The following is a 25,525-nucleotide window of genomic DNA, read 5'->3' on the forward strand; positions in this document are numbered from 1 at the left end:
TGGCCGGGTGCCTCGACGCCCGAACGCCACCGAAGACCCTGTCGCCGCTTATGCGTCGGCGACCTTGAGAAAGACCGGCACGGCCGGTCGCGAAAGTTGTTGCTTGTGAGTCGTTCTCACCCTGCCCGACCCAACCGCCGGAGCCCGGAGCCCGAGCCGGAGCCCCAGCCCGAACTGCCGAACACCGCGCCACCCGAGTTGCCCAACGGCGCGCTGCGCGTCGTCGCGCTCGGCGGCATCGGCGAAATCGGCCGGAACATGACCGTGTTCGAGTACGGCGGGCGCCTGCTCGTCGTGGACTGCGGCGTCCTGTTCCCCTCCGATGACTCGCCCGGTGTCGACCTGATCCTGCCCGACTTCCGGGCCATCGAGAACCGCCTCGACGACATCGACGCGGTGGTCCTCACCCACGGGCACGAGGATCACATCGGTGCCATCCCGTTCCTGCTCCGCCTGCGCCCCGACGTGCCGATCGTGGGGTCCAAGTTCACCCTTGCGCTGGTCGCCGCCAAGTGCAAGGAACACCGGTTGACCCCGCACCTGCGTGAGGTGCGGGAGGGTCAGCAGACCAAACACGGCGTGTTCGAGTGCGAGTACTTCGCCGTGAACCACTCCATCCCGGACGCGCTCGCGGTGGCCATCCGCACCCCGGCCGGCCTGGTGCTGCACACCGGGGACATCAAGCTGGACCAGCTTCCGCTGGACGGCCGGCTGACCGACCTGGCCGGTTTCTCCCGGCTGGGCGACGAGGGGGTCGACCTGTTCCTGGTCGACTCGACGAACGCCGACGTGCCCGGGTTCGTGATCTCCGAGCGGGAGATCGGCCCGGTGCTGGAGAAGGTGTTCGACGACTCGCCGCAGCGGATCATCGTGGCCTGCTTCGCCAGCCATGTGCACCGGGTGCAGCAGGTGCTGGACGCGGCCGCCGCGCGGGGCCGCAAGGTCTGCCTGGTCGGCCGGTCCATGTTGCGCAACATGAACCTGGCGGCCGACATGGGCCTGCTGCGGGTCCCGGACGGGCTGCTGGTGGACCTGGACGAGGCCATGCTGCTGCCCGACGACCGGCTGGTGCTGGTGTCCACCGGATCCCAGGGTGAGCCGCTGTCCGCGCTCTCCCGGATGGCGCGGGGCGACCACCGCCAGGTGAGGATCAAGCAGGACGACACGGTCATCCTGGCCTCGTCGCTCATCCCGGGCAACGAGACGGCGGTGTTCGGTGTGATCAACGGGCTGACCCGGCTGGGCGCCCGGGTGGTGCACCAGGGCACCGCCAAGGTGCACGTCTCCGGACACGCGCCGGCCGGTGAGCTGCTGTTCCTGTACAACGCGGTGCGCCCGGCCAACGTCATGCCGGTGCACGGCGAGTGGCGCCACCTGCGGGCCAACGCGGCCCTCGCGGTGAAGACCGGCGTGCCGGAGGACTCGGTGGTGCTGGCCGAGGACGGCGTGGTGGTCGACATGGTGAACGGCAAGGCCGCCATCTCCGGCCGGGTCGAGGTCGGCCGGGTCTACGTGGACGGGCTCGCCGTCGGCGACATCGGTGAGAGCACGCTGGGCGACCGCCTGGTCCTCGGCGAGGGTGGTTTCATCGCCATCACGGTGGCCGTGGACAGCACCACCGGCCGCGCGGTCGCGCCGCCCACGGTGTCCGGTCGGGGCTTCTCCGACGACCCGAAGGCGCTGGACGCCGTCGTGCCGTTGATCGAGGCCGAGCTGTCCCGCACCGAAGTGGAGGGCATCACCGACACCCACCGCATCGCGCAGGCCGTGCGCCGCGTGGTCGGCCGCTGGGTGTCCGACACCTACCGGCGCCGCCCCATGATCGTCCCCACCGTAATCCCCCTCTAACCCCTCGCCCGCCCACCCTCCCGATCCAGTCACTTCAGCAGGCTGGTTCAGTCACTTCAGCAGGGTGATTCAGTCACTTCAGCAGGCTGATTCAGTCGGTTTGGCAGGGTGAGTCGGTCGGTTTGGGCGGGCGCGGCGCGGCCCGCGCCCGCCGGAACGCCCGGCGCGGTGCGCCGTCTTGCCGGCTAACCCTGGTTCCCCCGACGCGCCGCGACGAGGTCGACGTGAGTCTGGATTTTCCAAAGATCGAAAGAGGCTGATGTCGATCTCGGCGCGTGAGCGCGTCGGGTTCGTCCGCATCCGCCGTCCGGCGACGCGTGCGTAAACCTCAGAGACCACTCTAGTCTCACAGGTATCACGAAGTGAATGCTCATTAACCGCCGTTGCCTATTTGTACGCAGAGCAAGGTGGGGGGCTCGTTGTGAATCCGTGACTCTAAATCGTTCAAGTGGGCTACCCGAATGAGTGGTTGAGGAAGTACGTTGTGCGCCACAACATATTCGGCGAAGTGGCCGGTACGAGAGGAAACGGGTATGGCGGCGAGCGGCAAGATCAGGCCGGCTGTGGCTGTTCTGGGCGCGGGCTTGGCGCTCGCGCTGACGGCGTGTGGGGCCAACACGACCAGCGGTGGCGGTGGTGGCGGAGGCGGGGCCACCAGCGCGCCGAGTGGTGGCGGCGCCAAGGTCGGCGTGATCTTGCCGGACACCGCCTCTTCGGCCCGTTACGAGAGTTTCGACCGGCCACTCCTGGAGAAAGCGCTGCGCGCCGAGGGACTCGAGGCGGACATCCAGAACGCCCAGGGTGACGTGCAGAAGTTCTCCCAGCTGGCCGACGGGATGATCAACGGCGGGGTCAAGGTCCTGATCATCGACAGCCTGAACAGCGAGTCCGGCGCGACGGTGGCGAAGAAGGCGCAGGCCTCCGGCATCCCGGTCATCGACTACGACCGGCTGAACCTGGGCAGCACTTCCGACTACTACGTCTCCTTCGACGCCACCAAGATCGGCGAGCTGCAGGGGCGGGGCCTGGTGCAGGGCGTCGGCGACAAGCAGGGCGCGAACATCATCGAGATCGAGGGCGCGGCCACCGACAACAACGCCACGCTGGTGATCGACGGCCAGCAGAAGCTGCTCAAGGAGAAGTACGCCTCGGGCGCCTACAAGGTGGTGGGCAGCCAGCGGGTGCCGGAGTGGAACAACCAGCAGGCCGGCCTGATCTTCGAGCAGTTCCTCACCGCCAACGGCGGCAAGGTGGACGGCGTGCTGGTGGCCAACGACGGCATGGCCGGCGCCGTGGTCACCGTGCTCAAGAAGACCGGACTGAACGGCAAGGTTCCGGTGACCGGCCAGGACGCCACCCCGGACGGCCTGCAGGCCATCCTACGCGGCGACATGTACATGACCGTGTTCAAGCCGATCGCCGAGGAGGCCAACGCCACCGCCAAGGTGGCCGCCGCGCTGGCCAAGGGCGACCGGGCGGCCGCCGACGCACTGGCCACCGCCACCTCGGACGACACCAAGAGCAACCGCAAGGTCAAGTCGGTGCTGCTCGAGTCGGTGCTGGTGACCAAGGAGAACGTCAAGGCCGTGGTGGACGCGGGCGGCGTGAAGGCCTCGGAGATCTGCGTGCCGGACACCCAGGCCGCGTGCAACGAGCTCGGCATCAAGTGAGCGAGCCGACCGTGACTAAGCCGATTCTGGAACTCAAGGCGGTGAACAAGAGCTTCGGGCCGGTCCACGTGCTGCACGACGTGGACCTGGCCATCCGGCCCGGGGAGGTCACCGCGCTGGTCGGGGACAACGGGGCCGGCAAGACCACCTTGATCAAGTGCATCACCGGGATCCACCCGATCGACTCCGGGGAGATCCACTTCGGTGGACAGCCGGTGAAGATCCACGGTCCGAGGGACGCCGCCGCGCTGGGCATCGAGGTCGTGTACCAGGACCTGGCGCTGGCGGACAACCTGGACATCGTGCAGAACATGTTTCTCGGCCGGGAGCGCGGGCACGCCTGGGCACTGGACGAGGCCAGCATGGAGCGGGCGGCGCGGGAAACTCTGGCGACGCTGTCCGTACGCACGGTGAAGTCGGTGCGCACGCTGGTCTCCGCGCTGTCCGGTGGCCAGCGGCAGACCGTGGCCATCGCCAAGTCGGTGCTGTGGGACAGCAAGGTGGTGTTGCTGGACGAGCCCACCGCCGCACTGGGTGTCGCGCAGACCCGGCAGGTGCTGGACCTGGTCCGCCGGCTGGCCGAGCAGGGTCTCGGCGTGGTGCTGATCAGCCACAACATGGCCGACGTGTTCGAGGTGGCCGACCGGGTGGCCACGCTCTACCTGGGCCGACTGGTCGCCGACCTTCCGGTGCGCGAGCTGACCCACAGCCAGGTGGTCGAGCTGATCACCGCCGGCCGGTCCGGTGAGCTCGGCCTGGCCCGTCCCGACACCGTGACGATCTGAGGCAGGGTCACGATGACTGAAACCACACCGGCCGCGCCGTCCAAGCCGGGCCGCTCGGAGGCGATCGGCGACTTCGGCATCGACACCACCGCCCGGACCACCGGCGAGGCGTTGCGCGACTACCTGGCCAGGGTGCGCGGTGGCGAGCTGGGCTCGCTGCCGGCGCTGGCCGGGTTGATCGTGCTGTTCGTGCTGTTTGCGTTGACCTCGGACACCTTCCTCACCTTGGGCAACCTGGCCAACCTGCTGGCCCAGGGCGCCGGAGTGACCATCATCGCGATGGGCCTGGTGTTCGTGCTGCTGCTGGGCGAGATCGACCTGTCCGCCGGCACCGCGTCCGGCGTCACCGCCTCGGTGATGGCTCTGCACCTGGTCTCCGGGGGCAACCTGCTCGGCGCGATGGGCACCGGGGTGTTCATCACGATCTGCGTTCTGCTGGTCGCGGCCGGGGTGGTGGCGGTGCAACTGCGGCTGCCGGCCGCCGTCGCGGCACCCCTGATCGCGTTGGTGATCCTGCTGGCCGGGGTGCCGGCCAACCCGTGGGTGGAGATGCTGCTGGCCGTGTGCATCGGCACCTCCATCGGGTTGCTCACCGGGTTCCTGGTGGCCAGGATCGGCATCCCCTCGTTCGTGGTGACGTTGGCGCTGTTCCTGGCCTGGCAGGGCGTCATCCTGCAGTTCATCGGGGCCGGCGGCACCCTGGCGCTGAACAACGACACGCTGTTCGCGGTGGCCAACGGGAACCTGCCGGCCCTGGCCAGCTGGGTGCTGTTCGTGGTCGCCGCCGGTGGCTACGCGGCGGTGCTGCTGGGCCGGCACTTCCGCCGGATGCGGGCCGGCCTGGTCACCCAGCCGACCCCGCTGGTGTTCACCAAGGTCGCGGTCACCGTGGTGCTCGCCGCCGTGGGCACCTACCTGCTCACCCAGAACCGGGCGCAGACCACGGTGATCGAGATCGCCGGCGTGCCGTACGTGGTGCCCATCGTGCTGGTGTTGCTGGTGGTGGGCAGCTACGTGCTGGACCGCACCAGCTACGGCCGGCACATCTACGCGGTGGGCGGCAACGCGGAGGCGGCCCGCCGGGCCGGCATCAACGTGCCCCGGGTCCGGGCCAGCGTGTTTGTGGTGTCCGCCACCATGGCGGCGGTGGGCGCGATCGTGTATTCCTCGAAGGTCGGTTCGGTGGACCCGAATGCCGGCGGCGGGACCACCTTGCTGTTCGCGGTGGGCGCCGCGGTGATCGGCGGCACCTCACTGTTCGGCGGGCGGGGGCGGATGAGCAACGCGGTGATCGGCGGCGCGGTGATCGCGCTCGTGCAGAACGGCCTCGGCCTGCTCAAACAGCCGGCTTCGGTGGTGCTCGTGGTCACCGGGCTGGTGCTGCTGCTCGCGGCCAGCGTGGACGCGCTGTCCCGGCGGCGGGCCGCCGCCAGTAGGTAGGCGTTGTCCGGTCCGGCTACCGAGGGCGCCCGCCCGGACGACGCCCGCAGACACAACCGTGGGGCCGTACTGCGCCGGTTGCACCGCGAGGGGCCGTGCACCCGGGCGGTGCTGGCCGCCGAGCTGGGGCTGAACCGCAGCACGATCAAGGCCGTGGTCGGCGAGCTTGCCGAGTCCGGCCTGGTCGGGGAGCGGTTGCCGACCCAGCGCAGTGGCGCCGGGAGGCCATCCCTGTTGGTCCTCCCGGCGCCCAGGGCGGCGGTGGTGCTGGCCGTCGACATCCGGGTGGACCGGGTGGCCATGGCTCTGGTCGGCCTGGGCGGGGAGATCCTCGGCCGGTGCAGCTGGCAGTTGCACCCGGGCTCGGAGCGGCCGCGCGAGGTGGTCACCCGGGTCATCGAGTCGGCCCGGATGCTGGCCGCCGAGCTGGGCAGCCCGGTGGTCGCGGCCGGGGTCTCGGTGCCCGGCGTGGTGCGCTGGGAGGACGGCCTGGTGCGTGAGGCACCGCACCTGGAGTGGACCGACGTGCCGCTCGGCGAGCTGCTCACGGCGGGCCTGCGGATGCCGGTCGCGGTGACCAACGACGCGGAGCTGGGCGCGCTGGCCGAGCACACCCGGGGCGCCGGCAAGGACGTGGACGACCTGGTCTTCGTGGCCGGTGACATCGGCGTCGGCGCCGGGGTGATCTCCGGCGGGTCGGTGTTGCGCGGCGCCGACGGCTACCTCGGCGAGCTCGGGCACATGGTGGTCCGGCCGAACGGCGAGCGGTGCCACTGCGGCCGCCGGGGCTGCTGGGAGACCGAGGTGGGCGCGGAGGCACTGGCCAGGGCGCTCGGGCTGACCGGGCGGGCCGGCCGGGGCGAACTGCTCGCCGAACTGCGCGAGCTGTCCGCCGACCCGTCGGTCACCTCCTCCCGGCTGGACGAGTTCACCGGCTGGCTGGAGCTGGGCCTGATCAACCTGGTCAACCTGCTGGCGCCGCGCATGGTGGTGCTCGGCGACCTGCTCGGTTCGGTGCCGGACAGCGTGCTGGCCTCGGTGGAACGGGAGGTGCGGGCCGGCAGTGTGGTGAGCCGGGCGGTGGCGCACACCAGCGTGGTGCGCTCCGCGCTCGGCCCGGATGCTCAGCTGATCGGCGCGGCGGAACTGGCCTTCGGCCCGGTCCTGGCCGCGGCGGAGTAGCCGCGCCGTGCCCCGACGGCTCAGGCGGCGTCGCCCGGCCTGGAGCGTCGCGCTCCGGCGGCACGACGTCGTCAACTCGGCGGCGGAGGTCCGGGCGACCCGGTTGTACTTCGACGGGCTGGCGGCCCGCATACCCCGGTGTGCTGATCATGAATCGAGCCCGGCGCGGCTGTATCGGTCGCCAGATCGATCCCATTCGAGTCGCCCCCACCCCCGGTGCGATCCGTCGGGCCGATCCAGCTCATCGAGCTGAGGGCCCGATTCCTGGATGATCGGGTGAGCGTGCATGCATTTCCGCACCACCGCGCCGTCCAATTGGAAAAGGCGCAGTATTTGTTATAGTGAATTGCAATGTCGTACTTGCTGGGAGGCGCAAATCCCCGGCGCCCGTCGTCGGCCACGCGCCGATCGGGTTGCGTGGTTTCCCCGGGAGGTTTGACTACCGTGTGGGACATGGCTGGACGTTCGACCTCGAGCAAGCGCGGCACCCCGACGTGGGGCCAGGCGAACCTGCCGAGCGCCGCGCCCCGTCCGGCCCGTTCCCGCCGGACGCCGGCCCGGCGTGCGCCCGCGCGGCGCACCCCGCCGCCGCCCAAGCCGGACATCATCACCTACATCGGCCGGGGCCTCGGCGTGCTGCGCCGGGCCGCCCGCCGCACCAAGGACATCGACGCGGCGCACCGGCGCGACGGCATGGCCGTGATGCTCTGGGTCGTCGCGGTGATCGTGGCCGCCGGGGTGTGGTGGAGCGCCGGCGGCCCGGTCGGCGCGGCGGTCAAGCTGAGCATGGCCACCGTGGTCGGCGTCGGGTCCTACCCGTTGCCGGTGCTGCTGTTGCTGATGGGCATCTACCTGATGGGCACGCCGTCCCGGCCCGAGGTGCGGCCCCGGGTGGTACTCGGGGCGTTGTTGCTGCTGCTCGGCGGGCTCGGCCTGACCCACGTGCTGCTCGGCGCGCCGCTTCAGCTGCCGGGGTGGCGGCAGGCCGGCGGCGTGCTCGGCTACGTCGCGGGCGCCCCGCTGGTGCAGGGCCTGACCGGCTGGGTGGCGGCGCCGGTGCTCGGGTTGGTGGCGCTGTACGGGTTCCTGCTGCTCACCGGCACCCCGGTGCGCCAGGTGCCGGCGAGGGTGCGCGCGCTGTTCGGCGGCGCGCCGGCGGAACAGCCGGCCGAGGGCGAGCAGACCGGGCCGGACGTGCCGGGCGAGGGCGCCACCCCGGACGTACGGCTGCGCCGGCCGTCCCGGCGGCGCCAGGGCAGCCTGGTGGACGCGGTCGCCGAGGCGTTCGCCCCGCCCGAGGGGGAGGGCACCCCGACCGCGCCGGCCGAAAGCGAGCGGCCGGCACCACGGAAGCCGGCCCGCGCCGGTCGCGGCCAGGCCGCCGAGCCGGATGCCGCCAAGGCGGACGCGGCCAAGCCGGCGGAGGCGCACCCGGACCCGGACAAGCCGATGGTCACCCGGGTGATCGACGGGGACTACCAGCTGCCGCCTCCGGACCTGCTGCCCACCGGCGCCCCGCCGAAGACGCGCAGCGCGGCGAACGACGCGATGATCGAGGCGATCACCGGCGTACTCGAGCAGTTCAACGTGGACGCCCAGGTCACCGGCTTCACCCGGGGGCCGACAGTGACCCGCTACGAGCTGGAGCTGGGTCCCGCGGTCAAGGTCGAGAAGATCACCCAGCTGACTCGGAACGTGGCCTACGCGGTGGCCACCGACAACGTGCGCATCCTGGCGCCGATCCCCGGCAAGTCGGCGGTGGGCATCGAGGTTCCGAACTCGGACCGGGAGATGGTCCGGCTGGGCGACGTCCTGCGCAGCGCCAGCACGGCCAAGGAACAGCACCCGATGGTGATCGGGCTGGGTAAGGACATCGAGGGCCACTTCCTGTGCGCCAACCTGGCCAAGATGCCGCACCTGCTGGTCGCCGGGTCCACTGGTTCCGGTAAGTCCAGCTTCGTCAACTCCATGCTGGTGTCGTTGCTGTCCCGGGCCACCCCGGACGAGGTCCGGATGATCCTGATCGACCCGAAGATGGTCGAACTCACCCCGTACGAGGGCATCCCGCACCTGATCACGCCCATCATCACCCAGCCGAAGAAGGCCGCCGCCGCGCTGGCCTGGCTGGTGGAGGAGATGGAGCAGCGCTACCAGGACATGCAGGCCAACAAGGTGCGGCACATCGACGACTTCAACCGGAAGGTGAAGTCGGGCGAGATCACCGCGCCGCTGGGCAGCGAGCGGGAGTACCGGCCGTACCCGTACATCCTGGCCATCGTGGACGAACTGGCCGACCTGATGATGACCGCGCCCCGGGACGTGGAGGACGCGGTCGTGCGGATCACCCAGAAGGCCCGCGCCGCCGGCATCCACCTGGTGCTGGCCACCCAGCGCCCCTCGGTGGACGTGGTCACCGGCCTGATCAAGACCAACGTGCCGTCCCGGCTGGCGTTCGCCACCTCCTCGCTCACCGACAGCCGGGTCATCCTGGACCAGCCGGGCGCGGAGAAGCTGATCGGCATGGGCGACGGCCTCTACCTGCCGATGGGGGCCTCGAAGCCGGTCCGCATGCAGGGCGCGTTCGTCTCCGACGAAGAAATCGCCGCCGTGGTCGGCTTCAGCAAGGACCAGGCGCAGCCGGAGTACACCGAGGGCGTCACCGCGCAGAAGGCCGGCGAGCAGCGGGAGATCGACCCGGACATCGGCGACGACCTGGACGTGCTGCTCCAGGCCGCCGAGTTGGTGGTGACCTCGCAGTTCGGCTCCACCTCGATGTTGCAGCGCAAGCTGCGGGTGGGCTTCGCCAAGGCCGGCCGGCTGATGGATCTGCTGGAGTCCCGCGGGGTTGTCGGCCCCTCGGAGGGCTCCAAGGCCCGGGACGTGCTGGTCAAGCCGGAGGAGTTGGACGGCCTGCTCTGGTCCATCCGGGGCGGGGGACCGGGCGGCGAGGACACCGACGAGGACGAGTGATCGGGCCGACGCCGGCGGGCCGCGGTTCGGGCTTGGGCTCCGACTCCCGGTTCGGCGCGGGTCGGATTCGGAAAGACGGCCTGGACGGCGGAGTGGCCGCCGGCCTTGCTACGGAACGTGACCGGTACGGGTCGAGTTAGGTTGGCCCCGTTCGTCGAGTGCGACACTGTTCTGGTTTTTCCGCGCTCCAACCAGACTGGTGTCGCGCTCGACACGGCCCCGAGGCGGATTCGCTTGCGTGGCCCGGTGTTTCGCAACGCTGCGTCACGGCGGCCGCCGCGCACCACCCAGCTGCCGTGGGTGTGAGCGTGGAGCGCCCCGGAACGGTGCCGGGCCAGTCTCGAGCCGCGGCAGACCGTGGCCAGGGCCGTCCAGGCGGTTTTCGAACCCGGCCCCGCGCCGAACCGGTGGCCGGGTTCGAAAGACCGAGCCCGAACCCGCGGTGTCCCAGCTCGGGCGACAGGCCCAGACCGCCAACTGAACGGCTTGGCGCCTCGGTCGCGTCGTTGGCTCGGTGCCCGCGGCGGACTCAGTGGTCCCCGCCGCCACCTCCACTGCGGGAGCCTCCGCCGCCACCGCCTCCGCCGCCGCGTGACCCGCCGCCGTCGTGCGATCCGCCGCCATCGTGTGACCCGCCGCCGTCGTGTGACCCGCCACCGCCCCGGGAACCGCCGGAGTCACCGTCCGAGTCGCCACCGGAGTCGCGGTGTGAGCCGCCGCCGCTCCGGGACTCGCCCGAGTCGCGGTGGCGCCCGGACCCCCGGGAGCCGCCGTCGGAGTCGGAGCCCCGCGTACCGCGGGACCCGGAGCCGTCGTCGGCGCGACGGTGCCGGCCGCCGCCGGAAGGACGCTCACCGCCGCTCGGACGCGCCTGCTGCCCCTCGGACGAGCCGCGCTGGCCCTCCGGCGATCCTGGCCGCCTGGCGGCCTGCTGATCGTGCCCGGCGTTGTTCTGCCCGGCGCCCGGTTGGCTCTGCCCCGGGTTGTTCTGTTCGGGGGCCGGCCGGCTTTGGCCGGGGTTGGCCTGCTCGGGAGACGGCTGGCCCGGCCCGGGGTTGTTCTGTTCGGGGGACGGCTGGCCCGGCCCGGGGTTGTTCTGTTCGGGGGACGGCTGGCCCGGCCCGGGGTTGTTCTGTTCGGGGGACGGCTGGCTCGGCCCGGGGCCGGGGCGGCTCTGTGGAGCGGCGTTGCCCGGTCCCGCGAACAGGTTCATCCGGGACTGCTCGGGCTGGGGAGCCGGCAAGGTCTCGGCGACCGGGGCGGGGGGACGCGGCTGCCCGGGCGGTTGCCAGGGACCGGGCGGGTACTCGCCCGGCCAGGGGAACGACCCGCCGGGCGGCCACTGCGCCCACGGCGGGCGGTGACCGTGGTCGTGATCGTGGTCACCGCGATGCCAGGAACGGCCCCGGTCCCCGTCGCCGTCCCCGTCGTTGTGGTCATGGTCGCCGTCGTCGTCGAAGTCGTTCCACCAACGGACCCGGGAGTCGTCGTTTCCCGAGGCGGCGGCGTTCGGGGCCACCGGGATGACCGGCCCGGGGGCCGGCCGCAGGAGGGCCGTCGGGTCCAGCTCGGCCGGGCCGGGCTCGCTGGTGGGCGCGATGACCGGGGTGTCGGGGGTGCCCAGCTCGGGCGAGGCCGGACCGGGGGCGAGGCCGCCTTCCGGCACCGTGCCGGTACCGCCGGCCTCCAGCAGGTTCAGCATGCTCTCGGAGGAGAGCTGGGTGGCCATGGTGGCGCTCACCGCGCCGACCAGCGCCACCGCCGCGGCCGCGCCGGCGGTTGCCCGCTGGCGCCGGGCCATCCGCTCGAACGCCACCGGGTCCGGGGTGTTGTCGTCGGTGGGGGAGAGGCGGACGGTGAGCGCGTGCAGCTCGCGACCGACCCAGTGCTGGATCGCCGCCCACCTTGCGTCCGGGTCCCGTTGCGCGTCCCTCGGGATGAGGTCCTGCGCACCGAGCTTGCGGGCGAGGGTGAACTGGCCGTGGGCCAGCCGGGTCTCGATCGTGGCCGAGCCGGTGCCTTCCTCGTCGGCCACCTCGGGCACGGAGAGCCCGGCCATGTGGTGCAGCACCAGAGCCCGCCGCTGCACCGCCGGCAGCTCGGCCAGCACGTTGAGCACGGCGGGCCGGGCCTCGCGGGCGGAGGCCAGCCGGGACAGCTCGCCGGCCGAGGAGCCCAGGCGACGCCGCTCGGTGGCCGACTGGCTGGCGGTGCGGCGCATCCACCGCATGGGGTCGGGCAGCTCGCGCACGGTCTCCCACTGCCGCCAGGCACTGGTCATCGCCCGCTGGACCGCGGCCCGTGCTCGCGCGCCGTCGCCGAGCAGGGCGTGCTGCTCGGCGACGAGGCGCGGGTAGGCCGTCAGGTAGTACCGGTTGAACTCGGTCCGGTGAGTCTGCCGGGCCGGTAATCGTGCCGAGGCACGCGCCGATGGCTGGCCCAGCGAGGCAGCGCCTTGGCCGCCGGCCAGTCTGTCCAGCATCCGGCTGACTCTCCTTGTCCCGGGGGCGGCTGGGGCGGCCGCTCCCGGCTAGGTCTCCCGCGGGCGCCTGACTGGGCGCCCGCTCGGTTAGCGCGTTCCGCTCTGTCTCCCGCGGACGCCTGACTGGGCGCCCGCTCGGTTAGCGCGTTCCGCGCTGAAAACGCGAACTCAGGCGCCGGTACGGGCCTGGAGGTGCTCGTCGTGGTCCTCGTGCTCGTTGACCCGGTGGTGCGGGCGCGGGTGCGGGCGTGGGTGCGGCCGGGGCTGCGCCGGTGCCGGCACCCGCTGCTGCAGGTTGGCCGCCCGCTCGCCGCCGAACTCGCCGGCCAGCGACTCGAGCAGCCGGGCCAGCTGGCCGCGTACCTCGTCGTGCAGCGAGCGCAACCGGGCCAGCTCCTGCTCGGCGGCCTCGTGCCGCTCGCGGATGGCCTTCTCGGCCTTGAGCCGCTCCTGCTCGGCGCGCGCCTTGGCGTCCTGGCGAACCTGCTCGGACTGGCGGCGCACCTCGGAGATCATCCGCTCGGCCTCTTCGCGGGCCGCGGCGGTCTGCTCCGAGATCTGGCGCTCCCGCTCGTCCAGCTTCACCTTGCGCTGGGTGGCTTCCTGCTCCAGCGTGGCGGTGCGGGCGATGAGCGACTGCTCGACCTCGTGCCGGTGGGCCTCGGCGTCCTCGCGGGCGCGCTCGAGCAGCGCGGTGGCCTCACGGGCGGCGCTGGAACGGACGTCCCCGGCCTCCTGCTCGGCGGCCCGGAGCAGCTTCTCCACCCGGTACCCGAAGCCCTGCTTGGACTCGGAGTCGCGGTTTTCGGACTCGGAGTTCTGCAGCTCCTCGAGCTGGGTCTGCGCGTTGCGCAGCTCCCCTTCGACCCAGTCGGCTCGACGGCGCTCGCGTTGGTGGGACTTCTGCGCGTCGGCGAGCGCGGCGTGCAGAGTGTGCACGTGGTCGTCGACCTGGCGGCGGTCGTAGCCGCGCCGGACGAGGTCGAAGACGTGCGTCTGGACTGAGTCGATCTGCGGCTCAGTCACGGGCTTGGGTGTGTTGTTGGCGGAACACGGGGACACCCCTTGTTAGGTTCAGGTCTGGCCTTACGTCGTGCGAATCGTGCGGGAGCTGCTGTGCATTAGCTCCTGAAACGGATTAGGCCCGTATCGGGGGAGCTGTGGGCCTCATTCGAGTGAACCAGAAGCGCCCGCAGACTACTCCAGGCCTCACATCACGGTGCAATCACAGCCACCCGTTAGGGTGAACACTGTTAATAAACTTTGATTCTTACTGTGTGTGTCTGGCCTGGTCGGGCGGCCGTCGAGACTCTCCGGTGACCGACTCGTTACCTCTGTGACCTGCGTGTATTCGCCCCTTCCCGGTCAAGTGTTGGTGAGCCAGGTCACCCATATTTTCCAGTTCGTTAATATTGTGGCCGCAAATGTGCAGCCTGCCGGATCCGTCGATGCCCGGCATCGCTAAAAGTGATGACCGGTCACTCGGTGGCGCGCTGGATGGGTGAATAGTGAACACTTAGTTAGGAGACTAAAGTAGGTGTAGGACATCTACAGTTCGAGAAGCATTCGCACGTTCCCGAGTGTGTTCGGGCGCACATAGGCCAGGTCCAGGAACTCCGCCACGCCCGCGTCGTAGGAACGCCGCATCTGCTCGTAGACCTCGGGAGACACCGGCGTACCGTCGATCTCGGTGAAGCCGTGCCGGCCGAAGAAGTTCTTCTCGAACGTGAGCACGAACACACGTCGCACGCCTACCTCGCGCGCGGTACGCACCAGAGCGTTCATCAGCGCGTTACCCACGCCGGTCCCGGCGGCGGAAGGGTCCACCGCGACGGTGCGCACCTCGGCCAGGTCCTGCCAGAGCACGTGCAGCGCGCCACAGCCGACGATCCGGCCCTCGTGCTCGACCACCCAGAACTCCTGCACGGTCTCGTACAGGGTGATCAGATCCTTGGCCAGCAGCACCCGGCCGGCGTAGTGGTCGACCAGCGCCTTGATAGCCACCACGTCGTCGGTGCGCGCGCGGCGCGCGACCGTGTCGGGCCCAGTGGTCACGTCGACCGACATTAACGGATCCGGTGCCGGATACCCTTGAGCCGTGCCACGGGGACAGACACAACCGAAGGCGGCCTTGGTAACCCTGGGGTGCGCGCGCAACGACCTGGATTCGGAGGAGCTGGCGGGCCGGCTCACCGCGCAGGGATGGAGCCTGGTCGACGCCGAGTCGTCCGGGGACGACTCGCCCGACGTCATCGTGGTGAACACCTGCGGGTTCGTGGCCCAGGCCAAGAAGGACTCCATCGACACCGTGCTGGCCGCGTCCGACGCGGCGCGCGAGGTGGGCGCCAAGGTGGTCGCCGTCGGCTGCCTGGCCGAGCGGTACGGCGCCGAGCTGGCCGCCGAGCTGCCCGAGGCGGACGCGGTGCTCGGCTTCGACCAGTACTCGGAGCTGGGCGCGCGGCTGTCCGAGGTGGTGGCCGGCCGGCACGTCGAGTCGCACAAGCCGGTGGACCGGCGCACCCTGCTGCCGATCAGCCCGGTGTCCCGGCCGGCGGCCGCGGAGACCGTCGCGGTGCCCGGTCACGGCTGGGTGCCGGACGTGACCAGGCGCAGGCTGGACGACCGGCCGGTGGCGCCGCTGAAGCTGGCTTCCGGGTGCGACCGGCGCTGCGCCTTCTGCGCCATCCCCTCGTTCCGGGGCTCCTTCGTGTCCCGCCCGCCGGCGGAGGTTCTCGGCGAGGCGGCCTGGCTGGCCGAGCAGGGTGTGCGCGAGCTGGTGCTGGTCAGCGAGAACTCGACCTCCTACGGCAAGGACCTCGGTGACCTGCGCTCGCTGGAGGCGCTACTGCCCCGGTTGGCCGCGATCGAGGGCATCGAGCGGGTGCGGGTCAGCTACCTGCAGCCGGCGGAGACTAGGCCCGGCCTGATCGAGGCGATCGCCGGGACGCCCGGCGTCGCGGACTACTTCGACCTCTCCTTCCAGCACGCCAGCGAGCCGGTGCTGCGCCGGATGCGCCGGTTCGGCTCGGTGGAGGCCTTCCTCGACCTGTGCAACCGGATCCGCGCGCTGGCCCCGGACGCCGGCATCCGCAGCAACGTGATCGTCGGCTTCCCCGGGGAGACCGAGGCCGACCTGGCCGAGCTGGAGCGCTTCCTCACGGAGGCCCGGCTGGACGCCGTGGGAGTGTTCGGCTACTCGGACGAGGACGGCACCGAGGCCGTCGACTACCCGGAGAAGGTGCCGGCCGAGGTGATCGCCGAGCGGGTGGCGCGGGTCACTCAGCTGGCCGAGGAGCTGACCAACCAGCGGGCCGAGGACCGGATCGGTTCCACGGTGCGGGTGCTGGTCGAGGAACTGGGCGAGCAGGACGCGGCGGACGAGGGCGAAGCGGTGGGCATCGGCCGGGCCGCGCACCAGGCGCCCGAGGTGGACGGCGAGTGCATCCTCACCGGCGACGGCTGGCGGCCGGGCGAGCTGGTCGACGCCGTGGTGCTGGACACCGAGGGTGTCGACCTGGTCGTGGCGCGCGGGGGGCCGAGGTGAGCGAGCCGACGGAGCCGGAGGCGCCGTTGGTCAACCTGGCCAACGCGTTGACCATGCTGCGCCTGGTGCTGGTGCCGGTGTTCCTGGCGTTCCTGCTGGTACACGACGGGCAGCACACCGGCTGGCGGCTGGCCGCCGGCGGCGTGTTCGTGGTGGCCTCGCTCACCGACCGGTTCGACGGCCAGATCGCGCGCAGCCGGGGACTGGTCACCCGCTTCGGCATGATCGCCGACCCGATCGCCGACAAGGCGCTGACCGGGGCGGCGCTGGTCGGGCTGAGCCTGCTGGGCGAGCTCTCCTGGTGGGTGACCACGGTGATCGCGGTCCGCGAGCTGGGGGTCACGGCGCTGCGGTTCTGGGTGCTGCGCCACGGTGTGATCGCCGCCTCACGTGGCGGAAAGCTCAAGACGCTGGCCCAGACGATCGCCATCGGCTTCTACCTGCTCCCGCTGACCCTGGTCGCCCCGGCCGCCCTGGTCGGGCACGCCCGCTGGTGGCTGATGGCCATCGCGGTGGCGTTGACGCTGGTCACAGGCCTGGACTACGTCCTGCGCGCGCTGCGCCTGCGGGCCCGCGGCGTGGCGGCGGCCCGAGCGGTCACCGGAACCTGATCACGGCGTTCGCCGTGAGCGGACAGGGTTCGCCGGGTTGCGCAGGGTCAACGGCGGCCGGAAATCGGTAACGTGGGTGCACCGGGACTCGCTCCCACTAGGAACAGGACGTCGCGCTCGTCGGAGCGGGCATAGGGAGGTTGGCTGATGACCCTGCTACTGCGTGAGGCCATCGGTGGCAGCCTGCGGCGGGCCCGGGTGAAGCGCAGCCGCACTCTGCGCGACGTGTCGCACACCGCGCGGGTCAGCCTCGGTTACCTGAGCGAGGTGGAGCGGGGCCGCAAGGAGGCGTCCAGCGAGCTGTTGGCCGCGATCTGCGAGGCGCTGGAGTTCCCGCTGCCCGACCTGCTCGCCGAGGTGGCCGAGGAGCTGCGCCCCCTGCCCGCAATGCAGCCGCTGACCCCGATCGGCACCCGGCACACCGATCTTCGCCGCGCGGTCACCGCCGCCCCGGCGCGCCCGGCCGGCGCGCCCGCCTCTGCCCTGGTCCGGGTGGCTGCCTGACCGCCCTGACAACCGGGTTTGCCCCGGTGGCCCTGAGCACGGGGGTCAGGGTGATCCCCGATATCGTCAACTTTGGTGGAAGCGGCGCGCGTTCGCTGACACCATGGGATCCGGTAGACGTGGCTCGAGGGACAGGCAGGCGGAGGAGATGGCCAACGGTTTCGTGAAGGCCTTTAAGTACCTGGGGGCGTTGTTCTCGTCCAAGGTGGACGAGTACGCCGATCCCAAGGTGCAGATCCAGCAGGCCATCGAGGAGGCTCAGCGGCAGCACCAGGCGCTGTCCCAGCAGGCCGCCGCTGTGATCGGTAACCAGCGGCAGCTGGAGATGAAGCTGAACCGGCAGTTGGGGGAGATCGAGAAGTACCAGAACTCGGCCCGCCAGGCCCTGGTGCTGGCCGACCAGGCCCGGTCGCAGGGCGACGTGGCGAAGGCCCAGCAGTACGAGAACGCCGCGCAGGTCACCGCGACCCAGCTGGTCACCGCCGAGCAGTCGGTGGAGGACCTGAAGGTGCTGCACGACCAGTCGCTGGGCGCCGCCCAGCAGGCCAAGGCGGCGGTCGAGCGGAACTCGATGATTCTGCAGCAGAAGATCGCCGAGCGCACCAAGCTGCTCAGCCAGCTGGAGCAGGCGAAGATGCAGGAGGAGTCGGCGAAGTCGCTGCAGCAGATGTCCGAGCTCGCCGCGCCGGGGAACACCCCGTCGCTGGAGGAGGTCCGGGACAAGATCGAGAAGCGGTACGCGAACGCGCTGGGATCGGCCGAGCTGGCCCAGAACTCGGTGCAGGGCCGCATGCTCGAGGTGCAGCAGGCCACCGTCGACATGGCCGGAGCCTCCCGGTTGGAGCAGATCCGGGCGTCGATGGGAGGCGCTGCCGGGGGTGCCGCCGGTCAGCAGCAGCTGGACGCCAGCGGCCCTAAGCAGGTCACCGCCGGCGGCACCGGGGCAGGCCAGGAGCAGAGCCAGTCGCAGGAGAACAAGCAGTCCTAGCGCCCCGCGTCCCGGCCGGGGACCGGACCGGGTTGGCAGCGTGGGCAGTAGTAGGCGACGCGGGCGTAAACCCCGTCGCCTTGCTCGCCCGCGCGGATCCGGGTACCGCAGCGCCGGCACGGTTTCCCGGCGCGGCCGTACACCCACTGCTCGCGTCCCCGGCCGAGTTCGCCGGTGGTGGACTGTTGCGGCCGGTCGGCGTTGCGCCGCAGCAGCTCCCGGGCCAGGGTGATCGCCCGCACCGGGGCCGGCACGTCGCGCACCGGTGTCCACGGCGAGAGCCCGAGCAGGAAGCAGACCTCGGCCTTGTACAGGTTGCCGATGCCGGCGACCACCCGCTGCTCGAGCAGGGCCAGGCCCAGCTCGGCGCGGGGCCGGGCGGTGAACCGGCGCACCGCGTCGTCCAGGTGCCCCTGGCTCCAGGCGGGGTCGAGCAGGTCGGGGCCGAGGTGTCCGACCAGCTCGTGCTCGTCGCCGGTGGGCAGCAGGGCGAGATCGTGCAGCCGGAATCCCACCGCCAACCGGGTCGGCGTGGCCAGCACGGCGCGGGCGTGGTGGGCCGGGAGGCGCCACCGGTCGGCCGGCCGGTAGAGGTGCCAGCTACCGTCCATGCGTAGATGGCTGTGCAGGCTGAGCTGGCCGTCGAACCGGGTGAACAGGTGCTTGCCGATGCTACGGACTTCGGACACGGTGCGCCCGGCGAGATCGTGCTCGACCAGGGTGGGGTGGCGCAGCTCGCCGCGCACCAGTCGTTCGCCGGCCAGTGCGGCGTGCAGCCGGCGCGCGGTGAGGTAAACGGTGTCGCCCTCGGGCATGGTGGGAGATCGTGCCAGGGGGAGAACGGGAGTGCATATGTTGCGGACGGTGGCCGGCTTCGACCGGCTCGGTGACGAGAACGCGTTCACGGTGCTGGCGCGGGCCGCCGAGCTGAACGCCCAGGGCCACGACGTGATCAACCTGGGCATCGGCCAGCCGGACTTCCTGCCGCCCGACCACGTCATCGAGGCGGCCGTGCGGGCGCTCCGGGACGGCAACCACGGCTACACCGAGACCACCGGCATCCTGCCGCTGCGCGAGGCGGTGGCGGCGCACGTGGCCGGCCGCACGGGCGTCACCATCCCGGCCGACCGGGTGATGATCGTGCCGGGCGGGAAGGTCACCATGTTTGCCGCGATCATGATGTTCGGCGAGCCCGGGGCGGAGATCCTCTACCCGGACCCGGGTTTCCCGATCTACCGGTCGATGATCGAGTTCACCGGTGCGACGCCGGTGCCGGTGCCGATCCGGGAGGCCAACGGGTTCGCATTCTCCGCCGAGGAGCTGCTCGGGTTGATCACCCCGGCCACCCGGCTGCTGATCGTGAACTCGCCGGCCAACCCGACCGCCGGGGTGACCCCGCGCTCCGAGGTGCACCGGCTGGTCGCCGGCCTGCTCGAGCACCCCAATGTGGCGGTGCTCTCCGACGAGATCTACGACCGGATGGTCTACGGCGAGGCCGAGCACGTGTCGCTGCTGCGCTTCCCGGAGATCCGCAACCGGTTGATCCTGCTGAACGGCTGGTCCAAGACCTACGCGATGACCGGCTGGCGGCTGGGCTGGTCGATCTGGCCGACCGCGCTGGTGGACCGGTTCCGCCGGTTCGCGGTCAACTCGTGGAGCTGCGTGAATGCCGCCGCACAGTACGCCGGGATGGCCGCGCTGGAGGGGCCGCAGGACGCGGTGGAGGAAATGGTCGCCGAGTTCGACAAGCGCCGGAAGACGGCGGTGAGGCGGCTGAACCAGCTGCCCGGGGTGTCCTGCCTGTCGCCGCACGGGGCGTTCTACGCGTTCCCCAACATCACCGAGACCGGCTGGTCGGCGTCCGCGCTGGCCACCGCGCTGCTCGAGCGGGCCGGTGTGGCGGTGATCGGCGGCCCGGACTTCGGCGAGCTGGGGGAGGGCTACCTGCGCGTCTCCTACGCCAACTCGGAAGAGAACATCGAAAAGGCCCTGGACCGCGTAGCCGAGTTCCTCGCCGAAACCCGCCCCCGCTGACCCGTTTCCCCTCCCGCGCGCGCACGCCCCTTGGCGCTGGCACACGACCTGCAGTCCGTGTGTCAGCACCGAAGCGTGAGTGTGAGCTGGGGGATCAAGGGGCGATCAGGTGGACGGTGGGGAAGTAGGTGCGATAGCGGGTTGCGTCTCGGGTCAACAGGCGCAGTTTGAGTACGGCGGCGTGGGCTCCGATGAAGAAGTCCGGCAGGGTTGATGTGCGGGTGCCACCCCGCTTCCGGTACGTCCGGTAGGCCCGCGCCGCGAGGAACGCCGCCTCCCACGGCAGGTTGTTGCGCACGAAGCGATCCTCGCCGAGTGCCTCGTTCAACGCCTCGATGTTGATGAAGCCGTGCGAGATCTCGCCGTAGACGATCTGGTTGATCACCAGAGGGCCGCGATCGGATGCGAGCGCGAGCTGTTCGGCCGACCACGCGTACCAGCGCTGATCCTCGGTGAGCAGGTCGAGCAGGATGTTGGAGTCGACCAATGTTCCCCGGTCGCTGTCATTCACCTCGGGTGAGAGCCATGATCTCATCAGTGCTGAGCCCGACCTCGGCCTTGCCGGTCAGCGCGGCGACGATTCGTTCGCCCCGGGTGCTCGGCCCGGTGGCTGGAATAATGCGGGCGGTGCCGTCCTCGCCGACAATGACGGCCACCTCGTCGCCGGGCTCGAGGCCGAGCTCTCGGCGCACCTGCTGGGGAATGGTGATCTGGCCCTTGCTGGTGATGCGCACCTGGTAAGAGTAGCACTGGTATTACTGCAACTGGGTTGTCAGGCGCGCAGGCGTAGGCCCTTCGGGGTGGCGCGGAAGCCGGCCTCGGTGAGGATGTCGGCGAGGTGGCTGGACAGCGAGCCGACACCGTCCGCGCGCTCCACGGCCAGCGTTCCCAGCCAGCCCTCCCGGACCGCGCCGGCCAGCGCGGTCGCCGCCGCGCGCAGGGCGGGCTCGTCCTCGGTGAAGGACAGCAGCGACCGGCCGCCCCGTTCCACGTACAGCGTGGGGGAGCCGTCCACCAGGACGGTCAGCGCACCGGCCTTGCGCCCCGGCCGGTGTTTGGCGTCCCCGGTCGTGGCCGGCCAGGGCAGGGCGGCGCCCCACGGCTGGGCCGGGTCGGCGGCGGCGAGAACCATGGTGGTCGGCGCGGCGCCGGGCTGGTCCGGCTCGCGGGCCAGCGCGCGCAGCCGGTCGATCGCACCCGGCACGGCGAACTGGGCGGCGCCCAACCCCTCTACGACGTAGCCGCGCCGGCAGCGCCCGGACTCCTCCATGGCCCGCAGGATCCGGTAGATCCCGGCGAACCCGCCGTCCACGCGCTCGGTGCCCAGCGCGCCCCTGGTCAGCACGCCGTGCCGCTCCAGGAACGACTCGGTGCGGGCGTGCGCGCGGCGGGTGGGATCGGTCTCCCTCGGCGGGGCGAGGGACCAGCGGCCGGCCACGGTCGGCGGCCCGGTGCGGCTGGGCATGTTCGGCCGGCCCCGGTAGCCGGCGCCGCGCAGCCGGGCGTACCGGCCCCTCGGCGCGCTCGGGCGGGCCTTGTGCGCCGCGCCCCGGCCCGAGGTCAGCGCGCGCACCGGGCCGAGCGTGTCGTTGCCCAGCAGGCCGGCCCAGACCAGGTCCCAGATCGCGGCGACCAGCGTCGCGTCGTCCGGTGCCGGCTCCTCGGCGGCGCGCAGCGCGGCGGCGGCGGTGTCCGCGAGCTGCCGGAAGAACAGCGCCCCGCCGCCGTCCAGCGCGGCCAGCACGGCGTTGTGCAGCGGCGTGGCCGGCGGTTCGGGCTCGGGGTCGGGCAGCAGCAGGTCGGCGACGTCCGCCGGGGCGAGGGCCAGCCAGCCGTCCCCGCCGGCCAGCGAGCCGCACCCGGTCCAGGTGACCTCGCCGGCCGCGGTCAGCTCGTCCAGCAGCGCGGGGACGTACCCGGGCAGCCGGGCCGGCAGCACCAGCGACTCCAGTGCGCTGGCCGGGATCGGCGCGCCGGCCAGCTGCTCCACCACGGAGAGCACGTCGTCCGCGCCGGGAGCCCGGCGCAGCCGCCCGCCGGGCCGGGTCGAACCGGCGGAGCCGACGCAGCCGTGCCAGGCCGGCAGGAACCGGCCGAGCGCCGCCGGTTCCACCGGCTCCACCTCGGCGCGCAGCCTGGCCAGGGACGCCCGGCGCAGCCGGCGCAGCACCTCGGCGTCGCAGTACTCCGGCGCACCGACCGCGCCCGGACTGTGTTGCTCGCGCACCGGCCGCAGCTCGCCCCGGACCAGCCGGCCGGCACCGACCAGGCGGTCCAGCACGCCGCGAACCACCGCCACACCCAGCCCGAACCGCTCGGCCGCCTCGGCGGCCTCGAACGGACCGTGCGTGCGGGCGTACCGGGTGAGCAGCTCGCCCAGCGGGTCCGCCACCGGCTCGGTGAACGCCTCGGGCACACCGACCGGCAGCGCGGCGCCCAGCGCGTCCCGAACCCGGCCCGCGTCCTCGATGGCCAGCCAGCGCTCCTGCCCGGCGATGCGCACCCGGATCGCCCGGCGGGCCGATTCCAGCTCGGCCAGCCAGGCCTCGTGGATGCCGCGCGCGGCCGCTTCCCCGGTGGTCAGGTCGCCGAGGAACCGCAGCAGGTCGGCCGCCCCCTCGGCGTCCCGGGCGTGCCGGCCGGGGGCCAGGCGCTGCAGCTCGGCCTCGATCTCGGCGAGCACCTCGGGGTCCAGCAGCTCGCGCATGGCCTCGGAGCCGAGCAGCTCGGCGAGCAGCGTGGCATCCAGGGAGAGCGCGGCGGCCCGGCGCTCGGCCAGCGGGGCGTCCAGCTCGTAGAGGAACATGCCCACGTAGCCGAACAGCAGGCCCCGGGCGAACGGTGACGGGGACGGCGTGGTCACCTCCACCACCCGCACCTTGCGCGCGGCCACGTCGGCCATGAGCTCGCGCAGCCCGGGCAGGTCGTAGACGTCCTGCACGCACTCCCGCATCGCCTCGAGGGAGACCGGGAACGAAGCGAAGCGGCTGGCCACGGTGAGCAGCTGGGCCGACCGCTGGCGTTGCTGCCACAGCGGGGTCCGCCGGCGCGGGTCGCGCCGGGGAAGCAGCAGCGAGCGGGCCGCGCACTCCCGGAACCGCGCGGCGAACAGCGCCGAGTTGCCCAGCTCGTCGACCACGATCCGCTCCACCTCGTCCGGGGCGAGCAGCACGTCGTCGGCGGTGGGCAGCACCTCGGTGCCGGAGTCGTCGAGGGCGTCGGGCAGCCGCAGCACGATGCCATCATCGGCACTGGCGGCGCTGACTTCGACGCCGCGCCGCTCGCGCATCCGGGCCGCGATGGCCAGCGCCCACGGACCGTTCACCTGGGCGCCGAACGGGGAGTGCACGACCATCCGCCAGTCGCCGAGCTCGTCCCGGAACCGCTCCACCAGCACCGTGCGGTCGCTGGGCACGTGCTTCGTGGCGTCGCGCTGTTCGGCCAGGTAGGCGAGGAGGTTGTCGGCCGCCCACTCGTCCAGGCCGGCCGCCGCGACCCGTTCCCGGGCATGCTCGGCGCCCAGCGTGGACAGCTCCCGTACGAAGGCGCCGACCGCCCGGCCCAGCTCGAGCGGGCGGCCCGGCGCGTCGCCCTTCCAGAACGGCATCCGGGCGGGCTGCCCCGGCGCCGGCGTGACCACCACCCGGTCGTGGGTGATGTCTTCCACCCGCCAGGAGGAGGTGCCGAGCAGGAACGTGTCGCCCACCCGCGACTCGTAGACCATCTCCTCGTCCAGCTCGCCGACCCGCGACCCGGCGCCGTCCGCGCCGCCCGGGGTCATCACGGTGAACAGGCCCCGGTCCGGGATCGTGCCGCCCGAGGTGACCGCCAGGCGCTGCGCCCCCGGCCGCCCGCGCAGCTCGTCGGTCACCCGGTCCCAGGTGATCCGGGCGCGCAGCTCGCCGAAGTCCTCGCTGGGGTAGCGCCCGGCCAGCATGTCCAGGGTGGCGTGCAGGGCCGAGTCAGGCAGGGCGGCGAACGGGGCCGCGCGGCGGACCAGCGCGCCGAGGTCGCCGACCGTCCACGGCTCCATGGCCACCATCGCCACGATGTGCTGGGCGAGCACGTCCAGCGGGTTGCGCGGGTAACGCAGCGACTCGATGGCGCCGGTCGCCATGCGTTCCGCCACCACCGCGCAGGAAACCAGGTCGCCCCGGTACTTCGGGAAAACCACGCCCCGGGACACCGCGCCCACCTGGTGCCCGGCCCGGCCCACCCGCTGCAGCCCGGACGCCACGCTGGGCGGCGCCTCCACCTGGATGACCAGGTCGACCGCGCCCATGTCGATACCCAGCTCCAGGCTGGACGTGGCCACCACGCAGGGCAGCCGGCCGGCCTTGAGCTCCTCCTCCACCAGGGTCCGCTGCTCGCGGGACATCGACCCGTGGTGCGCCTTGGCCACCACCGCCTCGGCCCCGGTGGCCAGGCCGGACTCGCCGATCGCCTCCGCCGGGAAGGCATCGCCGGGTTGCAGCTCCTGCTCGCCGGTGGCCAGCTCGTTCAGCTTGGCGGTGAGCCGCTCGGCGAGCCGCCGGGAGTTGGCGAACACGATGGTCGACCGGTGCTGGCGGACCAGCTCCAGCACCCGGCGCTCCACCGCCGGCCAGATGGACGGCCGCCGCGCCGCCCCGGATGCCGAGCCGACCACTTCCTCGTCGGAGCTGCCCGGCTCGGGGTTGACGTCCAGCGCGGCCAGGTCCGGCACCGGGACCTCCACCTCGACCTGGATGGTCTTCGGGATGGGCGGGCGGATCACCTCGACCGGCCGGTTGCCGGCCAGGAACGCGCTCACCTCGTCGACCGGCCGGACCGTGGCCGACAGGCCGATGCGTTGCGCCGGGCCGTCGTTCAGCAGCTCGTCCAGCCGCTCCAGGGACAGCGCCAGGTGCGCGCCGCGTTTCGTGCCGGCCACCGCGTGCACCTCGTCCACGATCACCGTGGTGACCCCGCGCAGCGACTCCCGCGCCGACGAGGTGAGCAACAGGAACAGCGACTCCGGGGTGGTCACCAGCACGTCCGGCGGGGTACGGCCGAACCGGCGGCGGTCGTCGGCCGGGGTGTCCCCGGTGCGCATGCCGACGGTGATGTCCGGTTCCGGCCGGCCCAGCCGATGCGCGGCCTGCCGGATGCCGGCCAGCGGGGACCGCAGGTTGCGCTCGACGTCCACGGCCAGCGCCTTGAGCGGGGAGACGTAGAGCACCCGGCAGCGGTGCTTGGGTTCGTCCGGCACCGGCTCGCTGGCCAGCCGGTCCAGCGCCCAGAGGAACGCGGCCAGCGTCTTGCCCGAGCCGGTGGGCGCGACCACCAGCGCGTGCTTGCCGGCCCGCGCCGCCGCCCAGGCCCCCTCCTGGGCGGCGGTGGGCGCGGCGAATGCCCCGGCGAACCAGTTCCTGGTCGCGGGGGAGAAGCCGGTCAGTGCGTCCACGGGTCCATCATGGCCGGCCACCCCGACAGTTTCCGGCGCGGC

At 72.1% G+C, this 25,525-nt stretch carries 18 protein-coding genes; 11 read left to right on the top strand and 7 right to left on the bottom strand.

Going from position 1 to position 25,525, the window contains the following annotated elements; genetic code table 11:
• Positions 1 to 174: 174 nt before the first annotated feature.
• The 6 genes from ABEB12_RS30000 (at position 175) to ABEB12_RS30025 (ending at position 9,895) form a co-directional block, all read left to right on the top strand.
• Positions 175 to 1,848, top strand: coding sequence for an RNase J family beta-CASP ribonuclease (locus ABEB12_RS30000; protein ID WP_185066135.1), 1,674 nt, complete (start codon positions 175 to 177; stop codon positions 1,846 to 1,848).
• A gap of 533 nt (positions 1,849 to 2,381) precedes the next feature.
• On the top strand, positions 2,382 to 3,518 hold the full coding sequence (locus tag ABEB12_RS30005) for a substrate-binding domain-containing protein (protein WP_185065281.1): 1,137 nt from the start codon (positions 2,382 to 2,384) through the stop codon (positions 3,516 to 3,518).
• An 11-nt stretch (positions 3,519 to 3,529) separates the two neighbouring features.
• On the top strand, positions 3,530 to 4,303 hold the full coding sequence (locus tag ABEB12_RS30010; protein ID WP_185065282.1) for an ATP-binding cassette domain-containing protein: 774 nt from the start codon (positions 3,530 to 3,532) through the stop codon (positions 4,301 to 4,303).
• 12 nt (positions 4,304 to 4,315) lie between these two features.
• A complete protein-coding gene (locus ABEB12_RS30015; RefSeq protein ID WP_185065283.1) occupies positions 4,316 to 5,743 on the top strand; it encodes an ABC transporter permease subunit in 1,428 nt (475 codons plus the stop codon).
• Between the two features lie 3 nt (positions 5,744 to 5,746).
• Complete coding sequence (locus tag ABEB12_RS30020) at positions 5,747 to 6,925, top strand: ROK family protein (protein WP_185065284.1); 1,179 nt, start codon at positions 5,747 to 5,749, stop codon at positions 6,923 to 6,925.
• Between the two features lie 453 nt (positions 6,926 to 7,378).
• Complete coding sequence (locus ABEB12_RS30025; protein ID WP_185065285.1) at positions 7,379 to 9,895, top strand: DNA translocase FtsK 4TM domain-containing protein; 2,517 nt, start codon at positions 7,379 to 7,381, stop codon at positions 9,893 to 9,895.
• 529 nt (positions 9,896 to 10,424) lie between these two features.
• Here ABEB12_RS30025 and ABEB12_RS30030 read toward each other — a convergent pair.
• The 3 genes from ABEB12_RS30030 to ABEB12_RS30040 form a co-directional block, all read right to left on the bottom strand.
• The gene (locus tag ABEB12_RS30030) at positions 10,425 to 12,377 is read right to left on the bottom strand and encodes a sigma factor-like helix-turn-helix DNA-binding protein (RefSeq protein ID WP_185065286.1); all 1,953 of its coding nucleotides are present in this window, start codon (positions 12,375 to 12,377) and stop codon (positions 10,425 to 10,427) included.
• A 168-nt stretch (positions 12,378 to 12,545) separates the two neighbouring features.
• Positions 12,546 to 13,403 (bottom strand): coiled-coil domain-containing protein, encoded by an 858-nt coding sequence (locus ABEB12_RS30035; RefSeq protein ID WP_185065287.1) that lies wholly within the window; start codon positions 13,401 to 13,403, stop codon positions 12,546 to 12,548.
• A 522-nt stretch (positions 13,404 to 13,925) separates the two neighbouring features.
• Positions 13,926 to 14,432: an amino-acid N-acetyltransferase gene (locus ABEB12_RS30040; RefSeq protein WP_345703264.1), complete on the bottom strand. Its 507-nt coding sequence runs from the start codon at positions 14,430 to 14,432 to the stop codon at positions 13,926 to 13,928.
• Positions 14,433 to 14,475: 43 nt separating this feature from the next.
• On the opposite strand from ABEB12_RS30040, the gene rimO reads away from it, so the two are divergent.
• The 4 genes from rimO to ABEB12_RS30060 all read left to right on the top strand — a co-directional run bounded on the left by rimO (position 14,476) and on the right by ABEB12_RS30060 (position 18,024).
• Positions 14,476 to 15,921, top strand: a complete 1,446-nt coding sequence (rimO, locus tag ABEB12_RS30045; RefSeq protein ID WP_185065289.1) for a 30S ribosomal protein S12 methylthiotransferase RimO — start codon at positions 14,476 to 14,478, stop codon at positions 15,919 to 15,921.
• Positions 15,918 to 16,532 (top strand): CDP-diacylglycerol--glycerol-3-phosphate 3-phosphatidyltransferase, encoded by a 615-nt coding sequence (pgsA, locus tag ABEB12_RS30050; RefSeq protein ID WP_345703265.1) that lies wholly within the window; start codon positions 15,918 to 15,920, stop codon positions 16,530 to 16,532. The genes rimO and pgsA overlap by 4 nt, the downstream gene beginning before the upstream one ends.
• A gap of 147 nt (positions 16,533 to 16,679) precedes the next feature.
• Positions 16,680 to 17,036, top strand: a complete 357-nt coding sequence (locus tag ABEB12_RS30055) for a helix-turn-helix domain-containing protein (RefSeq protein ID WP_185065290.1) — start codon at positions 16,680 to 16,682, stop codon at positions 17,034 to 17,036.
• Positions 17,037 to 17,184: 148 nt separating this feature from the next.
• Positions 17,185 to 18,024: a PspA/IM30 family protein gene (locus tag ABEB12_RS30060; protein ID WP_185065291.1), complete on the top strand. Its 840-nt coding sequence runs from the start codon at positions 17,185 to 17,187 to the stop codon at positions 18,022 to 18,024.
• Here ABEB12_RS30060 and ABEB12_RS30065 read toward each other — a convergent pair.
• The gene (locus ABEB12_RS30065) at positions 18,021 to 18,839 is read right to left on the bottom strand and encodes an Fpg/Nei family DNA glycosylase (protein WP_185065292.1); all 819 of its coding nucleotides are present in this window, start codon (positions 18,837 to 18,839) and stop codon (positions 18,021 to 18,023) included. The genes ABEB12_RS30060 and ABEB12_RS30065 overlap by 4 nt on opposite strands.
• A gap of 37 nt (positions 18,840 to 18,876) precedes the next feature.
• Between ABEB12_RS30065 and ABEB12_RS30070 the strand changes: the two genes are divergently transcribed.
• Complete coding sequence (locus ABEB12_RS30070; RefSeq protein ID WP_185065293.1) at positions 18,877 to 20,058, top strand: aminotransferase class I/II-fold pyridoxal phosphate-dependent enzyme; 1,182 nt, start codon at positions 18,877 to 18,879, stop codon at positions 20,056 to 20,058.
• Between the two features lie 94 nt (positions 20,059 to 20,152).
• Here ABEB12_RS30070 and ABEB12_RS30075 read toward each other — a convergent pair whose 3' ends face one another.
• The 3 genes from ABEB12_RS30075 to ABEB12_RS30085 are packed head-to-tail and all read right to left on the bottom strand — an operon-like array spanning position 20,153 to position 25,483.
• Positions 20,153 to 20,545: a type II toxin-antitoxin system VapC family toxin gene (locus ABEB12_RS30075; RefSeq protein ID WP_345703266.1), complete on the bottom strand. Its 393-nt coding sequence runs from the start codon at positions 20,543 to 20,545 to the stop codon at positions 20,153 to 20,155.
• A 16-nt stretch (positions 20,546 to 20,561) separates the two neighbouring features.
• A complete protein-coding gene (locus ABEB12_RS30080; RefSeq protein ID WP_185065295.1) occupies positions 20,562 to 20,792 on the bottom strand; it encodes an AbrB/MazE/SpoVT family DNA-binding domain-containing protein in 231 nt (76 codons plus the stop codon).
• Positions 20,793 to 20,830: 38 nt separating this feature from the next.
• Positions 20,831 to 25,483: an ATP-dependent helicase gene (locus ABEB12_RS30085; RefSeq protein WP_185065296.1), complete on the bottom strand. Its 4,653-nt coding sequence runs from the start codon at positions 25,481 to 25,483 to the stop codon at positions 20,831 to 20,833.
• Between the last annotated feature and the right edge of the window lie 42 nt (positions 25,484 to 25,525).

Origin of the sequence: Actinospineispora eucalypti (assembly GCF_039543365.1) — a bacterium.
GTDB classification, from domain to species: domain Bacteria; phylum Actinomycetota; class Actinomycetes; order Mycobacteriales; family Pseudonocardiaceae; genus Pseudonocardia; species Pseudonocardia eucalypti.

Coding starts and splice junctions, on each gene's coding strand:
- ABEB12_RS30005 (WP_185065281.1), top strand. CDS start 2,382: ATGGCGGCGAGCGGCAAGATCAGGCCGGCTGTGGCTGTTCTGGGCGCG.
- ABEB12_RS30015 (WP_185065283.1), top strand. CDS start 4,316: ATGACTGAAACCACACCGGCCGCGCCGTCCAAGCCGGGCCGCTCGGAG.
- ABEB12_RS30025 (WP_185065285.1), top strand. CDS start 7,379: ATGGCTGGACGTTCGACCTCGAGCAAGCGCGGCACCCCGACGTGGGGC.
- ABEB12_RS30030 (WP_185065286.1), bottom strand. CDS start 12,377: ATGCTGGACAGACTGGCCGGCGGCCAAGGCGCTGCCTCGCTGGGCCAG.
- ABEB12_RS30055 (WP_185065290.1), top strand. CDS start 16,680: ATGACCCTGCTACTGCGTGAGGCCATCGGTGGCAGCCTGCGGCGGGCC.
- ABEB12_RS30060 (WP_185065291.1), top strand. CDS start 17,185: ATGGCCAACGGTTTCGTGAAGGCCTTTAAGTACCTGGGGGCGTTGTTC.
- ABEB12_RS30065 (WP_185065292.1), bottom strand. CDS start 18,839: ATGCCCGAGGGCGACACCGTTTACCTCACCGCGCGCCGGCTGCACGCC.
- ABEB12_RS30070 (WP_185065293.1), top strand. CDS start 18,877: ATGTTGCGGACGGTGGCCGGCTTCGACCGGCTCGGTGACGAGAACGCG.